Source organism: Arthrobacter ulcerisalmonis, from assembly GCF_900609065.1.
Classification (GTDB): domain Bacteria; phylum Actinomycetota; class Actinomycetes; order Actinomycetales; family Micrococcaceae; genus Arthrobacter; species Arthrobacter ulcerisalmonis.
Genome location: NZ_UXAU01000009.1, coordinates 146,669 through 160,354 on the forward strand (window position 1 = coordinate 146,669; position 13,686 = coordinate 160,354).

15 protein-coding genes and 1 pseudogene are annotated in these 13,686 nt (G+C 64.8%); 7 read left to right on the forward strand and 9 right to left on the reverse strand.

Features of this window, described 5'->3' with window-relative positions:
- Window positions 1-67: 67 nt before the first annotated feature.
- Together PSET11_RS01055 and PSET11_RS01060 are read right to left on the reverse strand one after the other, a co-directional pair.
- A complete protein-coding gene (locus PSET11_RS01055; protein WP_238988980.1) occupies window positions 68-274 on the reverse strand; it encodes a hypothetical protein in 207 nt (68 codons plus the stop codon).
- Window positions 275-767: 493 nt separating this feature from the next.
- Window positions 768-1,058, reverse strand: coding sequence for a DUF4190 domain-containing protein (locus PSET11_RS01060; protein WP_124089897.1), 291 nt, complete (start codon window positions 1,056-1,058; stop codon window positions 768-770).
- A gap of 413 nt (window positions 1,059-1,471) precedes the next feature.
- Between PSET11_RS01060 and PSET11_RS01065 the strand changes: the two genes are divergently transcribed.
- The gene (locus PSET11_RS01065; protein ID WP_124089899.1) at window positions 1,472-1,657 is read left to right on the forward strand and encodes a hypothetical protein; all 186 of its coding nucleotides are present in this window, start codon (window positions 1,472-1,474) and stop codon (window positions 1,655-1,657) included.
- 394 nt (window positions 1,658-2,051) lie between these two features.
- Here the strand turns inward: PSET11_RS01065 and PSET11_RS01070 are convergent, their stop codons facing one another.
- Window positions 2,052-2,267, reverse strand: coding sequence for a hypothetical protein (locus tag PSET11_RS01070; RefSeq protein ID WP_124089901.1), 216 nt, complete (start codon window positions 2,265-2,267; stop codon window positions 2,052-2,054).
- A 287-nt stretch (window positions 2,268-2,554) separates the two neighbouring features.
- Here PSET11_RS01070 and PSET11_RS01075 point away from each other — a divergent pair, with 287 nt between their 5' ends.
- The 6 genes and pseudogenes from PSET11_RS01075 (at window position 2,555) to PSET11_RS01100 (ending at window position 10,367) form a co-directional block, all read left to right on the forward strand.
- Complete coding sequence (locus PSET11_RS01075) at window positions 2,555-4,168, forward strand: peptide chain release factor 3 (RefSeq protein ID WP_124089903.1); 1,614 nt, start codon at window positions 2,555-2,557, stop codon at window positions 4,166-4,168.
- Window positions 4,169-4,173: 5 nt separating this feature from the next.
- A pseudogene (locus PSET11_RS01080) lies at window positions 4,174-5,403 on the forward strand (beta-ketoacyl-[acyl-carrier-protein] synthase family protein).
- Between the two features lie 88 nt (window positions 5,404-5,491).
- Window positions 5,492-6,250: a LamB/YcsF family protein gene (locus tag PSET11_RS01085; protein ID WP_124089905.1), complete on the forward strand. Its 759-nt coding sequence runs from the start codon at window positions 5,492-5,494 to the stop codon at window positions 6,248-6,250.
- On the forward strand, window positions 6,247-7,899 hold the full coding sequence (locus tag PSET11_RS01090) for a 5-oxoprolinase subunit B/C family protein (RefSeq protein WP_124089907.1): 1,653 nt from the start codon (window positions 6,247-6,249) through the stop codon (window positions 7,897-7,899). The genes PSET11_RS01085 and PSET11_RS01090 overlap by 4 nt, the downstream gene beginning before the upstream one ends.
- Window positions 7,896-9,632 (forward strand): acetyl/propionyl/methylcrotonyl-CoA carboxylase subunit alpha, encoded by a 1,737-nt coding sequence (locus PSET11_RS01095; protein WP_124089909.1) that lies wholly within the window; start codon window positions 7,896-7,898, stop codon window positions 9,630-9,632. The genes PSET11_RS01090 and PSET11_RS01095 overlap by 4 nt, the downstream gene beginning before the upstream one ends.
- Before the next feature lie 33 nt (window positions 9,633-9,665).
- On the forward strand, window positions 9,666-10,367 hold the full coding sequence (locus tag PSET11_RS01100) for a GntR family transcriptional regulator (RefSeq protein WP_238988981.1): 702 nt from the start codon (window positions 9,666-9,668) through the stop codon (window positions 10,365-10,367).
- A gap of 72 nt (window positions 10,368-10,439) precedes the next feature.
- Here PSET11_RS01100 and PSET11_RS01105 read toward each other — a convergent pair whose 3' ends face one another.
- From PSET11_RS01105 to PSET11_RS01130, 6 genes are all read right to left on the reverse strand, one after another.
- On the reverse strand, window positions 10,440-10,613 hold the full coding sequence (locus PSET11_RS01105; RefSeq protein WP_124089911.1) for a CsbD family protein: 174 nt from the start codon (window positions 10,611-10,613) through the stop codon (window positions 10,440-10,442).
- Between the two features lie 271 nt (window positions 10,614-10,884).
- The gene (locus PSET11_RS01110; protein ID WP_124089913.1) at window positions 10,885-11,505 is read right to left on the reverse strand and encodes an Asp23/Gls24 family envelope stress response protein; all 621 of its coding nucleotides are present in this window, start codon (window positions 11,503-11,505) and stop codon (window positions 10,885-10,887) included.
- A gap of 101 nt (window positions 11,506-11,606) precedes the next feature.
- Complete coding sequence (locus PSET11_RS01115) at window positions 11,607-12,167, reverse strand: DUF6286 domain-containing protein (RefSeq protein ID WP_124089915.1); 561 nt, start codon at window positions 12,165-12,167, stop codon at window positions 11,607-11,609.
- Window positions 12,164-12,574: an Asp23/Gls24 family envelope stress response protein gene (locus PSET11_RS01120; RefSeq protein ID WP_124089918.1), complete on the reverse strand. Its 411-nt coding sequence runs from the start codon at window positions 12,572-12,574 to the stop codon at window positions 12,164-12,166. The genes PSET11_RS01115 and PSET11_RS01120 overlap by 4 nt, the downstream gene beginning before the upstream one ends.
- Entirely contained in the window at window positions 12,571-12,753 is a 183-nt protein-coding gene (locus PSET11_RS01125; RefSeq protein WP_124089920.1) for a hypothetical protein, read from the reverse strand. The genes PSET11_RS01120 and PSET11_RS01125 overlap by 4 nt, the downstream gene beginning before the upstream one ends.
- 163 nt (window positions 12,754-12,916) lie before the next feature.
- Entirely contained in the window at window positions 12,917-13,432 is a 516-nt protein-coding gene (locus PSET11_RS01130) for an Asp23/Gls24 family envelope stress response protein (RefSeq protein ID WP_124089922.1), read from the reverse strand.
- Window positions 13,433-13,686 lie beyond the last annotated feature (254 nt).

Genomic DNA, 13,686 nt, shown 5'->3' on the forward strand with positions numbered 1-13,686 from the left:
GACCTTGTGGGAAGACCCAAGTCTTTCATGACCGTCCGGTAGAGGATCGGTTACGTCGCTACTAGCCCTAGGCCAGATCCTTACGCCTATCAACTCGGGCGGCAACGATGCTCAGCGTGCCGCTAAGTAGAAAGCTGAGAGCAAGTACGCCAAGGCCGCAAGCAACGGCTATCCCGAAGGCATCGGGTTCGGCGACAGAGTCAATGACAGGCTCTTGGTAGTACCAGATCGTGTACCACGCATTCATTCCGAAGACGCCGATGAGTACAGTCACGATCCAAGATACGACTGCCAGATGCCAAACTTTCATACTTCCCCCCAGTACTAGCTTCCGACAAAGCCTAGCCGTAGCTAAAGAGTCGTCCGACCGGCCCCCGGTAAAGGATCGGCTTACGCTACGCCAGGTGCTGGTCTCGGAGTATGGTCGGTGGATGCGGGCAGAACTCATTGATCCAAGGGATCAGACCGCGCAGGTCGATGATCCGACTTACAGGGTGTATTTCTGGACAGACGATGGAGGGGCAAAAGAAGAGTGGGAACTCTCAGGAGCAGACCTTCCTGAGGTACTCAAATGGATACCTACCCAAGCCAAAGGCCGATCGCACAGTCTCTGGGTAACCACTCGATCCCCGAACAAAGTGTGTCTTATCCGCTTGCAAGGAATCGACTTAGACAGCGGCCCCGGTTCTTGGCCCTCCTGGGCTCAACAAACATATAGTTAGGCGCACGCTGACCGATCCTTCAGCGGGCCGTAATGAGGGGTCGGTCTAGCTAGACACCTGTTGCAGTGCAACAGGGATGTAGGTCAGCACGTTGAGCAGGGCCCAGGTGGCAAGTCCGTAGCCGAGCACGAGGGCCGCTATCGCCATGGAGCGACCCCTCTCGTTTTTTCTTTTGATCTGATTCAACGAGACGTGTCCTGTCCCCACCGCGAAAGTCGCAAGAATCCCGAGGCCAAAGAACCAAATACCGGCAAAGGCGATGCCGGCCAGGGCAACGGCCACAATGGCCAGCACGTTAATCCGGCCAGTGGTCGACGGTGCCTTGGTAGATGACATACTCACAGTTTCCCTATTTCGTAAGTGTCAATTGAGTCTAACCGCGTAGCAGAGGCTCCCGCAGGACCGCCCCGTAAAGGATCCTCCAGCGGGACGAATTTCTCGATCGTGGTGCCTGAGGCAGGCTCAATCGCGGTAGAAGCTAGCCATGGCCGCTCTGATCTCCGCCATGTACGTATGACCCGCACGTTGAAATGCACGGTGATGGCGGGACTGCGGCACCACGACCCTGATGATGAGGAAGTAGATCAGTTCTGCCGGGGTCTCAACAAACGACCAAGCCCCTGACGTCCACCGTAAACGCCCTATGCGTCCTGGGTTTAGCGGCGGAACCTTTTCCGGACAGGTCTCGGGGTAGATGCCTAACCCGGCGAGTTCTAAACTTCTGCGCATGTTCCTTTAGGGACCGAAGGATGACCGAACAGGACGAAGTGGGTTCCGTCGTTCTCTTTGACTGCCACGTAACTGGGTCCGAAGAGGAAAACAGCCGATTCGCAGGTCTCAGTCGCAACTTTGGCCTCCTTACTGCCATCGGTGCCTCGAGGGTCAACGATCGTGGTCTCTATGGTGATTCGTCCCGGCTCGGTTTCGACCACTGATTTGATCTGGCCTTCCAGGCTGCACTGGCGTTTGCTGTCGTGAAATCCGAAGTCTTGTCTTGTCCACCCGACGAGGTGGGAATTGATTCGGGCGCGGCGGCTGTCTGGCTGACGGTCGACCCGTCGCTTCCAGCCATGGCTAGGTTCGGGGAAGACGAGCAACCAGCAATCACTAGAGCGGCGGATGATATGGCCAGGGTTCGAATTGTCTTTTTCACAATGGCCCGATGTCCGAAAGGGCGCGCGAAGGCGGCGCGCCCCCAGCACGGTACGACTACTCACCGGTGACTTACCGGCGTTGAGAAAACTACTTGGTCCTAACCTTGGCGAACACAACAGGCGCCGACGTCCTCGGCGTTCCGCCTTTCCGAACCCCATGGTCCGGGCCAGCCAATCAGCCGGCGCGGCGCTCGCGGACCATCCGCTCCAGTTCGCTGCTCACCTGCAGCAGAGAGGTCACGCGGAGGGTCCGGTGTTCGGCGGGCGTCTGGCGATCCCGCCGCCTGAGCTTTGGCGCCAGCAGGGTGTCCAGGTCTGGCATGGGCTGATCCAGGTGCGCGGGAGCCAGCGGATCGAAGAAAGGGTTGCAGGCGAAGGATATGCCGGTCATGGGCCCACGCTAGCCAGCTCCCATTTCAGGGTTTTGACCGTTCCGTTTCGAGGGCGTTAAGCGCCCGCTTCTCCACCTGCGCCCGCGGACAGGCCCGGACGCGGCCACAGCGGGAGATTCCGGTTTGCCGCCCTGCGATAAACTGGAGCTTGGCCTCCGGCAGTGCATGTTCCCGTGCATTCGCCAGTGCATGTCCGGCCTTTTGAGGCCGCAGCGCCAACTGGCCGCCCAGGGCCCATCCGTGCCCGGGCAAGTTCCCGCAGTCCCCCCGCAGCGAAGGTTGTACCGTGTCCCAAGATGTCCTTAGCCCCGCCCGGATCTCCGGGATCCACAAAGAGGCAGGCCGCCGTAGGACCTTTGCTGTCATTTCGCACCCTGACGCCGGCAAGTCAACGCTGACCGAGGCGCTGGCGCTGCACGCCAAGGTGATCGGCACCGCCGGCGCCTCCAGCGGCAAGGCCAACCGGAAGGAAACGGTCTCCGACTGGATGCAGATGGAAAAGGACAGGGGCATTTCCATCAGCTCCGCTGCCCTCCAGTTCTCCTACCGCGACACCGTGATCAACCTGCTGGACACCCCCGGCCACGCCGACTTTTCCGAGGACACCTACCGGGTGCTGGCAGCCGTGGACTGCGCGGTCATGCTGGTGGACGCCGCCAAAGGCCTGGAAACCCAGACCATGAAACTCTTTGAGGTCTGCAAGGCCCGCAACCTCCCCATCATTACGGTGATCAACAAGTGGGACCGGCCCGGCCTGGATGCCCTGGCGCTCATGGACGAGATTACGGAGCGCACCGGCCTGCTGCCCATGCCGCTGACCTGGGCCGTTGGCATTTCCGGTGACTTCCGCGGCGTCTGGGACCTGCGAAACGATCGCTTCGCCAAGTTCCAGCGCAACAACTCTGGCGCCCAGATCGCGCTGACCGAATACTTCACACCGGAGGAAGCCGCGGAAACCCAGGGCGAAAACTGGACTGACGCCGTGGATGAGGCCGGCCTGGTGATCGAGTCCAACCTTGAGTTCGACGTCGAGAGCTTCCACGCAGGCACCGCCACCCCCATCCTGTTCAGCTCAGCGGCCCTCAACTTTGGGGTCAAGGAACTGCTGGACGCCCTGGTGGACTTCGCGCCGCCCGCGGCCCCGCGTCCCGATGTGGACGGCAACAACCGCCCCGTCGAATCCTCCTTCTCTGGCTTCGTCTTCAAGGTCCAGGCCGGCATGAACAAGGCGCACCGGGACCACGTAGCCTTCATCCGTGTGTGTTCGGGCATTTTTGAGCGCGGCATGGTGGTCACGCAGACCCGCACGGGAAAGTCCTTCGCCACCAAGTACGCCCAACAGGTCTTCGGCCGTGAGCGTGAGGTCATTGACGAGGCTTTCCCTGGAGATGTGGTGGGCCTGGTGAACGCCTCGTCCCTGCGCGTGGGCGACAGCCTTTTCCTTGAGGGCCCGGTGGAATATCCGGCCATTCCGTTGTTCGCCCCCGAGCACTTCCAGGTGGCGCGCTCCAAGGACCCCAGCAAGTTCAAGCAGTTCCGCCGCGGCATCGAGCAGCTCGAGCACGAGGGCGTCATCCAGGTGCTGCGCTCCGACGTCCGCGGTGACCAGGCGCCGGTGCTGGCCGCCGTCGGGCCCATGCAGTTCGAGGTGGTGGAGGACCGGATGGCGCACGATTTCAGCGCGCCCATGCGGTTGGAGCGGCTGCCGTATTCTTTGGCCCGGATTTCCACCGTAGAAGCCATGGAGGTGCTGGCGAACGTCACCGGCGCCGAGGTGCTGTTGCGGTCCGACGGCGAATACCTGGCGCTGTTCAACGACGTCTGGGCCCTGCGCCGGATTGAGAAGAACCACCCTGACCTGACCCTGGTGCCCATCGGCACGCATAACCCCGCAAAGTAGGCGTCGTGACTGCAGATCAGCCCCGCGCCGTTGTTACCGGCCTCGGCACCATCAACCCGCTGGGCTCGTCCGTGGCGCAGACCTGGGCTGGCCTGATCGCCGGCCACTCGGGCATTTCCGCGTTGACTGAGGAGTGGGCGGAGCAACTGCCGGTCAAGATCGCGGGTCGGGCGGAAGCCGATCTTTCCGTCCACCTGAGCACGCGTGAGATCAAGCGGATGGACCGTTGCGGGCAGTTGGCGTTGATTGCCGCGCGTGAAGCGTGGGCCCAGGCTGGTGCGCCGGAGGTTGACCCGGAGCGTTTCGCCGTGGTGATCGGTTCCGCGTATGGCGGGCTCGGCTCCACCATCGAGCAGGACCGGACGCTGGCTGTCTCGGGGCCGCGCAAGGTGTCCCCGCACACCCTCACCCGGTTGATGGTCAACGCGCCCGCGGCCTGGGTTTCCATTGACCTGGGCGCCCGCGGTGGCGCGCGCACTCCGGTCAGCGCCTGCGCGTCCGGGGCTGAGGCGATTGTCTAGGGCCTGGAGATGATCCGCTCCGGAGCCGCCGACGTCGTTATCGCCGGTGGCGTGGACGCCTCGGTCAACGATCTGGTCATCACCGGTTTCGCGCAGATCCGGGCACTGTCCACCCACACCGATGAACCGCAGCGCGCGTCCCGGCCGTTCGACGGCGGCCGCGACGGCTTTGTCCTGGCCGAGGGCGCCGGGGTGGTGGTGCTGGAGAGCGAAGCCCACGCACGTGCCCGCGGCGCCGAGATACTGGGCGCCGTTGCCGGCGGCGCGATCACGTCCGACGCCAACGACATTGTGGCAGCAGACCCGGCCATGCAGCGCCGGGTCATGCAGAAAGCCCTGTCTTCGGCCGGCCTGGAAGCTGGCGACATCGGCTTTGTGCACGCCCATGCCACGTCTACGCCCGTTGGCGATCGACTTGAGGGCCAGGCCATCAGTGCCATTTTCGGCACCGACATTCCCGTCACCTCCACCAAGGGTCACACCGGTCACCTGCTGGGCGGTGCCGGTGCGCTGGCCGCCGTCGTGGTTCTCAAAGCGCTCCGGACGGGGCAGTTGCCGGGGACGCTGAACGTGACCACGGTGGACCCCGAGGTGAACCTGAACGTCGTCACCGAGCAGGTGCACCAACTGGCGGACCAAGGTCCGAGGGCGGGGCTGGTCAACGCCTTCGGGTTTGGTGGCCACAGCGTGGCGCTGGTCATTACCGCCAGCTGACGGCGTCAAGAGTCATCATCAGGATTGTTGAACAATCTTGATCTGTAGGGCATGATGGTTGAAGAATCCAACCTGAGACGAGGGTCACATGCCGCAGATCGATTTGAACAGTGACGTCGGAGAGTCCTTCGGCAGCTGGACCATGGGCGATGATGCCGCAGTCTTCCAGCACGTCACCAGCGCCAACGTAGCCTGCGGTTTCCACGCCGGCGATCCCAGCACCATCGCCCAGACTGCCCGGGACGCCGTTGCCGCCGGCGTCCGCATCGGTGCCCACGTGGGCTACCGCGATCTGGCGGGCTTTGGCCGCCGTTTCCTGGACTGCTCCGCAACGGAACTGGCCGACGACGTCCTGTACCAACTGGGTGCCCTGCAGGCGCTGGCACGCGCGGCTGGCGCCGAGGTCAAGTACGTCAAGCCGCACGGCGCACTGTACAACGCGATCGTCCACCATGAGGTCCATGCGCGCGCCGTCGTTGATGCAGTGCACGCCTTCGATCCCACCATTCCGCTGTTGCTCCTGCCGGGCGCTGTGGCCCAACGTACCGCCGAAGCCCGCGGTCTCACTGCGCTCTCCGAGGCGTTCGCGGACCGAGCCTACAACCCCGATGGAACCTTGGTTTCGCGCCGCGAACCTGGCTCCGTTTTGCACGATCCAGCCGCCATCACCGCCAACATGGTCCGTCTGGCCACCGAGGGCATCATCGTGGCCACCGACGGTTCGGAACTGCCGGTGCAGGCAGATAGCATCTGCGTCCACGGCGATACTCCCGGTGCCGTGGCCATGGCCGCCGCCGTCAGGTCCGGCCTGGAAGCAGCCGGTGTCACCGTGCGGAGCTTTGCATGAGCGTCATCGGCGTCCGCTGGTCCGGTCCGCACGCGGTGCTCGCCGAGTTGAGCGACCTGGCTGGAGTCCTGGCCCTGCACCACCGGCTGCAGCAGGAACCGCTGCCCGGCCAGCGCGATACCGTGGCGGGGGCCAGCACGGTCCTGGTCAAGTTCGAATCCAGCTTCCACGCCGCGGCCGCCCACCACCTGCTCCCCGGTCTGGACCTCACCGTCCGCGAGCAGGTGGCCGGCGCTGAGGTGCTGATTGAGGTGGTGTACGACGGCGAGGATCTCGCCGAGGTGGGTCAGCTCACCGGGCTTGGCGCCGACGGCGTCGTGGCCGCGCACACTGGCCAGCTCTGGACCGGCGCATTTGGCGGTTTCGCACCCGGGTTTACCTACCTGGTGGGCGAAAACGACTCGCTGTCCGTGCCGCGGCGCAGCTCCCCACGGACGGTGGTCCCGGCCGGAGCGGTGGCGCTGGGCGGCGCCTTTTCCGCCGTCTACCCCCGACAGTCCCCGGGCGGCTGGCAGCTCCTCGGCCACACCACCGCACGGATGTGGGACCTCGACAGGGAGTCGCCAGCCCTGGTCCGGCCCGGCGACACCGTCCGCTACGTGGCGGTGCGGGAAACGGTGGTTGTTCGGGACGAGGCGCTGGCCCACCGTGCCGCCTCAGCCGATCAACCCTCCCGCAGCAGTTCGGGGCTCGACGTCGTCGCGGCCGGACTGCAGTCCCTTGTGCAGGACCTGGGCCGGCCCGGCTTCGGAGACTTGGGCGTCTCCGTCGCAGGTGCAGCGGACCCCCGTGCGGCCCGGCAGGCGAACCGGCTGGTGGGCAACCAGCCGGGTGCCGCCGTAGTCGAAAACCTCTTGGGTGGACTGTCCATCCGCGCCCACACCGACCAGGTACTGGCAGTCACCGGCGCCGCCACGCCCCTGACCGTGCACGACGCCGATCAGGCAGTGGTGCGCCGGCCCGCGCTCAACGCCCCCTTTGCGCTGCTCGACGGCGAAACCCTCACCCTTGGCGCGCCGGTCACCGGTGTGCGGAGCTACCTTGCTGCGCGCGGCGGACTCGACGTAGCGCCGGTGCTGGGCAGCCGGTCCAGTGATTCGATGTCGGGGATTGGGCCGAAACCACTTGCCCCGGGCGCATGGTTGCCGGTCGCAGCCGCGGTTGGCTCCCACCCGGTCGGTTCCGCAGAGCCGGGGTCGCCAGCTGAAGACGGCAAGAAGCCAGTACTTCTCCGGGTGACACTGGGCCCCCGCGACGACTGGTTTGGTTCAGCGGCACTCAGCGCCTTGACGGACCAAGACTGGCTGGTCACCCCGCAATCCAACCGCATCGGCGTCCGGCTGCAACCAGCTGAAACCGCGCTGGTCCGGAGCCGGGAGGGCGAATTGCCCAGCGAGGGTACCGTGGCCGGCGCCCTGCAGGTTCCGCCCAACGGGCAGCCCGTCCTCTTCCTCGCAGACCACCCGGTGACCGGCGGCTACCCGGTGATCGCCGTCGTCGTCCCCCAAGACCTGCCCCTGGCTGCCCAGCTTCCACCGGGCGCCACAGCCAGGTTCGCCGTCGTGGATCCCACCACCTTGGCGCCCCCACAGCAACATCACACCAAATCCGCCCCGAGCGCTACCGTTTCAGAAGGAAGTCAGCCGTGAAAAAAGTCCTGATCGCCAACCGCGGTGAAATCGCCGTTCGCATCGCCAGGGCCTGCGCTGATGCGGGCCTGCAGTCCGTCGCCGTCTACTCCGAACCGGACGCGGATGCCCTCCACGTGCGGCTCGCCGACGAAGCCTACGCACTGGGGGGAGCCACCGGAGCCGAAACCTATCTGGATATGGCCAAGCTCTTGGCCGTTGCCGACCGGTCCGGCGCCGGCGCTGTGCACCCCGGCTACGGTTTCCTGTCCGAGAACGCCGAGTTTGCCGAAGCGGTGCTCAACGCAGGCCTGACCTGGGTGGGGCCGACGCCCGCAGCCATCCGGCTCCTGGGCAACAAGGTCACGGCCCGTGAAGTTGCAGTGCGTGCCGGCGCCCCTCTGGTCCCCGGCAGCGACGGACCCGTGGACAGTGCTGAGGACGTCTTGGCCTTCGCCCGGGAGCACGGCTTGCCCGTGGCAGTGAAGGCAGCGTTCGGCGGCGGTGGCCGTGGCCTGAAAGTAGCGCGCCAGATGGTAGACGTTGCGGACGCGTTCGAGTCTGCCGTCCGTGAATCAACCGTGGCGTTCGGCCGTGGCGAGTGCTTCGTGGAACGCTTCCTCGACCAGCCGCGGCACGTGGAAGCGCAGATCCTCGCCGACACGCACGGCAACGTGGTGGTGGTGGGCACCCGCGACTGCTCACTGCAGCGCCGCAACCAAAAGCTCGTCGAGGAAGCCCCAGCGCCCTTCCTTACCCCGGAACAGCGCACCCAGATCCACGAGTCCGCCAAGGCCATCTGCCGCGAGGCTGGCTACACCGGGGCCGGCACCGTGGAGTACCTGGTGGGAACGGACGGGATTATCTCGTTCCTCGAGGTGAACACCCGACTGCAGGTGGAGCACCCCATCACTGAGGTGACCTCCGGCGTGGATCTGGTCCGCGAACAGTTCAGGATCGCTGCCGGCCAGCCCATCTCGCTCACCTCAGATCCGGAACCGCACGGGCACGCCTTCGAGTTCCGCCTGAACGCCGAAGATCCTGCCCGCGGCTTCCTGCCCGGGCCCGGAACGGTGACCGCCTTCGAAGCGCCCACCGGTGCTGGCATCCGGGTGGACACGGGCGTGCAGACGGGATCGGTGGTGCCGGGCGAGTACGACTCCCTGCTGGCCAAACTGATCGTCCACGGTGAAGACCGCGCCCAGGCCCTGCGCCGGGCGGCGGCAGCGCTCGCCGAAATCAGGATTGAAGGCCTGCCCACCGTGCTGCCTTTCCACCGCGCGGTGGTCCGGCACCCGGACTTCACCGCCACAGACCGGATGGGCGTGCACACCACATGGATCGAGACGGAGTTCGCCGAGGAACTCGCGGCCTCACCGGAGATTGCCCGCACCAGGCCTGGCGCCACCCGGAAGACCCTGACGGTCGAAATCGACGGGAAAGCCGTGGCGCTTGGCTTGCCGGAGCAGTTCTATGACGCCCTTTTGAACGGCGGGGGAGGGGCCGTCGCTTTGGGCGGTAGTGGCGCCGACCCTGCCACCGATGCCACCGAGCTCCTTTCACCCATGGCCGGTTCGCTGGTGAAATGGGTTGCAACTGATGGTCCGGTGGACGCTGGCCAGGCGGTTGCCGTGCTCGAAGCGATGAAAATGGAGACGGTGGTTCCTGCGCACCGGAGCGGCACCTGGGTTCGGGGGACGCAGGAGCCGGGTGCCGCCGTCGGCCGCGGCGATGTCATGGGCCGGATCGAGTAAGCCAGGGCGCACATCCTTGAGTAGATTGGACGGATGCCCATGAACGCAGCACTCGAGGGGATCGCCGACGGCGACCAGGCCGCCCACGCCCACACCGGAGCCTGGGTGGCCGGGGTGTTGCGCTCGCGCATTTCCGCAGGTCAAATGCCACCCGGCAGCAAACTCTCCGAGGCGGCACTGGCCAAGGCATTGGGGGTCTCCCGGAACACCCTGCGCGAGGCCTTCACCGTCCTTGCCGCCGAGTCCGTGGTGCAACGGATCCCCAACCGCGGCGTATTTGTTGCTGCCCCCGGCGCCGAGCATGTGCGCGAGATCTACCGGGTCCGGCGGATGCTTGAGCCCGCCGCTGTCCTGTGGGGAGACCTGGGCGAGGCGGAGCTGGGCGGCCTTGAAGCCATTGTTGGCAAGGCCACTGCGGCCAAGGCGGCCGGATCTGTGCAGGAGATGGCCGATGCCAATCAGGATCTGCACAAAGCCTTCGTGGCGCTCTCCGGGAGCGCCTTCCTCAACGAACTGATGGCCAAGGTCCTGGCGGAAATGCGCCTGGTCTTCCATGCCATGGCCACCACCCCGGACTTCCACACCCATTACGTTGACAGGAACGTTGCGCTGGTTGGCCAGCTCAGGGACGGTCGGCGGGAAGACGCTGCTGCTGCCTTGCGCGGCTACCTGGACGACGCGGAGATCGAACTGCTGGACCATCTTGGCGCCGGTCTGCCTGGCGCCGCGGGCTGAGCGCACAAAAATGCGCGGCCACCCGTGGGGGTGTGCCGCGCACTTTCGTAACAGGCTGGTGCTGGCCAGAAGTTACTTCTTGAAAACGTCCTTGACGTTCTCGCCGGCCTTCTTTGCCGACGCTGCGGCCTGATCGGCCTTACCCTCGGCTTCGAGCTTGTCGTTGTCAGTTGCCTTGCCGGCAGCTTCCTTGACCTTGCCGACGGCGCTTTCGGCTGCGTTGTGAATCTTGTCTCCGATACCCATGACTGCATTCCTTCCGGTTGCTGCGTTGATACTTTTCCATTTGGCCACCCATTGCTGGGCGGATCCTGGGCAATGACTGAGAGTTGCACAGGAATTCTTTGTGTTGGTGATTAGGGCCGGCTGGTCGGCTTGTTGTGCTTCCGGGCCGAAAAGCGGCCACGGAGCCACCCTGCCACTGCCGTGACAATGACGGTGATGATCTTGTTTCGCATATCAGGTTCACTTTCCTGGGACGGTTGGCGTGCGTTTCGGGTTGCTTCGACGAGCGGTGTTAGAGGACCGCAGCTTTGTCGTTGCCCCGGTGGGTGCTGATGTTGAACAACACGGCGACCTTCCGGAGCGGCGCTTCGAGCGCCGTCTCCAGGTTGGGCGCCACCTCGGCGTTGATGCGTGCAATGACGTCCTGGATGTCCGCGCGGTCTTCGATCTTCACGTCCAGGTTCAGTTCCGGCTGGTTGGCGCTGCCGCGGATCAGGGCTGACGCGGAATTCACGCCCGGCAGGGCCTCGACCTCATTGACGACGGCGGAGGTCACCACTTTCGGTTCACAGCGGGTGTAGCCGTCGCGGCCTTGGTCCGAGTGCAGTCGGAGCGTTGAGGCCTGGTGACGGCGCGGAATCTGGGCGCCCAACCAGGACAGGGCCAGGATGACGATCACGGCGGTGACCAGGAGGATAAGGGCGGCTCCTACCGGGTTCGACACTGCTTCCAGCGGGGAACCTGCAAAAACCTGGCCATCAGGGCCTGCCACCGTAGCACTGAGGTTGGCTGAGCTGAGGAGGTTGTTGGCGAGTCCGCTGCTGAGCAGCACACCGGCGATTCCTGCCACGATCAAGACAACGGCAATGAGAGCCAACCATGTCCGGTTAAGCCTGCCTGCTGTTTCCCTCATGATGAATCCTTCTTCGTTCTATACGGCAGCGTCTGCTCGAGAGCTCCCGCTGCAGGGGCTGGAATGTCGTGGCTGATCCGGGTCTCCGCAGGGGGAGGGGATCAGTTGCTGGTCCGGACCCGGACACTGACCCGCGGAGCCGGCGTCAGGCCGACGTCACGGAATTTGCGGTCCAGGGAGTCCTTGATGTCCCGGGACAGCGAGCCGGGTTCGTGCAGGCTGGTGGAGACCACCACGGCCACCGACTTTCCGGTTGCTGTTGCGGAACTCGACTCGACGCCGTCGGTCTGGTCAGCGTGCGCTGCCGCCAGCCGTGCCAGTCCGCGTCGGGTGATGACCGTCTCGGTCAGTCCCGTGGACGTAGCGCCGGTGATACGGGCAGCAGTGTGCTGGCCGGGAAGTATCGCAGCAAACAGCAGGACCAGGCCTGCGATGAGGACAACGATCGCCGCAGCCCATACGCCCGGGTTGTTCCAGGTGATGCCCGAGACGCCAGCATCGGTCGCCGTCAGGAATGCAGGCCAGCTTCCGCCAGCGAGGTAGGCCACTGCGCCCCAGGCTGCCAGTCCGGCCAGGATCAACAGGACGAGGGAGGTGAAAACTGCCGGGAGGGTCCGGCTGGAGCGCCGGTGTAGCGACTTGGATACGGGCTTGCCGCTCATAGGAGCTCCCTTTGTCCGTTGGAATCGTGGTTGGTGGTCAATGACTCGATGTCGATATCTACCTGCCGTACATCTATGCCGCAGGCGGCGCTGACCTTGTCGCGCACTTCACTACGGAGACGTTCGGTGGTAGCCCGCAGCGGAGCGGGATAGCGGACGCCCGCGCTGATATGCACCGCAGCCACGGTCCCGCTCAGGCGTACTTTGACCTTGGGCCGGGCGTCTTCGTCCCGATGTGAGCCGATGCCGAGGAAGCCGCCGGAGGTCCCATTGATGCCCGGGACACTCGCCGCTATCTGTCCAGCGATCTTCTCGATCGCCTTTTCAGAGATGGTAAGTGTGCCCCGATCAGCGGGGTCAGCCAACGCGGACCGGTGTGCACCGGTGCTGTGCTGTGCCGTGCTCATCTGCGTGAGCTGGCTCGGCCGGTCAGTGCGCTGAGGTCCAGCTTGCCGTCGATGATGCGCGCGACTGCCAGTCCCAGGGCGCCGAAGACGGCGACGATAAGGAATGCGGAGAACCCGCCGAAAGCTGCTGCGAGTCCGAGGGCGAGACCTGTCATCAGGCCAAGTGCTGTGGTGTTCATGCGATGCCTTTTCTGCTGCGGGGTTCCAGCGGCTGACCGGATTTGTTGGCCTGGCCCGCTTGAGGGGGAGGGGGGACGGGAAGGGCACGGGGGTGGTGCCCTTCCCGTCTTTGGCGATCCGGTCAGTTTTGCGGGCTGGCCGGATCAGCTGTACCTGGAACTGCTACTGGAGGTCCAGGTGGTTTGAATCGTCTTTTTCCTGGTCGTCTTCAGGGAGGTGAACGTCGGTGACGTTGATGTTCACTTCGATGACCTCGAGCCCGGTGGCGTCCTCAACTGATGCGATGACGTTCTTCCGGATCATCTGGCTGATCTCGACGATCGAAGCGTCGTGCTCAACCACGATTGTCAGGTCGATGGCGGCCTGGCGCTCGCCCTTCTCCACGCTCACGCCGCCGCTGACGTTGGTCTGCGAGCCGGGGATGCGTTCGGTGAGGGAGCTGAAGGCCCGTCGACCGGCGCTGCCCATTGCGTAGACTCCGGGGACCTCGCGGGTGGCGATGCCTGCGATTTTCTGAACCACGGTCTCGGCGATGGTGGTGTTGCCCTTGTCCGTCTGCAGCGGGCCTACGTTCTTGGCCTTCTCCGCTTCCTTGGAGTGCTGCTCTGCGCGGCGTTCCTGCTCCTCGCCGGTAGCGGGAACGACGGCTGCGCGGCGGGAGTTCTGTTCGTCTGCCATGGGGATCCGATCTCCTTCAAAGTATTTTTGCGTACACAGTTAAGACGCAGCCCGTGGCGAATCCTCACGCACTGTTGTGAAAGTTTTTTGATTTTCTTTCTCGAGCCATTCGGATCTCCTGCCACGATGCAGCCCTTAATAGTTCTGGTGCCGCGGCGGTCCCTGCCCTGGCCAGGGGGCTGGCCGGATTGGCAGGATGCTTACCTTATGCTGGTGGTGGCCGGACGGTCCCGGCCTGGCCAGGGGTGTTGGCT

Coding starts and splice junctions, on each gene's coding strand:
- PSET11_RS01125 (WP_124089920.1), bottom strand. CDS start 12,753: ATGAACACCACAGCACTTGGCCTGATGACAGGTCTCGCCCTCGGACTC.
- PSET11_RS01090 (WP_124089907.1), top strand. CDS start 6,247: ATGAGCGTCATCGGCGTCCGCTGGTCCGGTCCGCACGCGGTGCTCGCC.
- PSET11_RS01065 (WP_124089899.1), top strand. CDS start 1,472: ATGACCGAACAGGACGAAGTGGGTTCCGTCGTTCTCTTTGACTGCCAC.
- PSET11_RS01115 (WP_124089915.1), bottom strand. CDS start 12,167: ATGAGCGGCAAGCCCGTATCCAAGTCGCTACACCGGCGCTCCAGCCGG.
- PSET11_RS01120 (WP_124089918.1), bottom strand. CDS start 12,574: ATGAGCACGGCACAGCACAGCACCGGTGCACACCGGTCCGCGTTGGCT.
- PSET11_RS01060 (WP_124089897.1), bottom strand. CDS start 1,058: ATGTCATCTACCAAGGCACCGTCGACCACTGGCCGGATTAACGTGCTG.
- PSET11_RS01085 (WP_124089905.1), top strand. CDS start 5,492: ATGCCGCAGATCGATTTGAACAGTGACGTCGGAGAGTCCTTCGGCAGC.
- PSET11_RS01070 (WP_124089901.1), bottom strand. CDS start 2,267: ATGACCGGCATATCCTTCGCCTGCAACCCTTTCTTCGATCCGCTGGCT.
- PSET11_RS01100 (WP_238988981.1), top strand. CDS start 9,666: ATGCCCATGAACGCAGCACTCGAGGGGATCGCCGACGGCGACCAGGCC.
- PSET11_RS01110 (WP_124089913.1), bottom strand. CDS start 11,505: ATGAGGGAAACAGCAGGCAGGCTTAACCGGACATGGTTGGCTCTCATT.
- PSET11_RS01130 (WP_124089922.1), bottom strand. CDS start 13,432: ATGGCAGACGAACAGAACTCCCGCCGCGCAGCCGTCGTTCCCGCTACC.
- PSET11_RS01105 (WP_124089911.1), bottom strand. CDS start 10,613: ATGGGTATCGGAGACAAGATTCACAACGCAGCCGAAAGCGCCGTCGGC.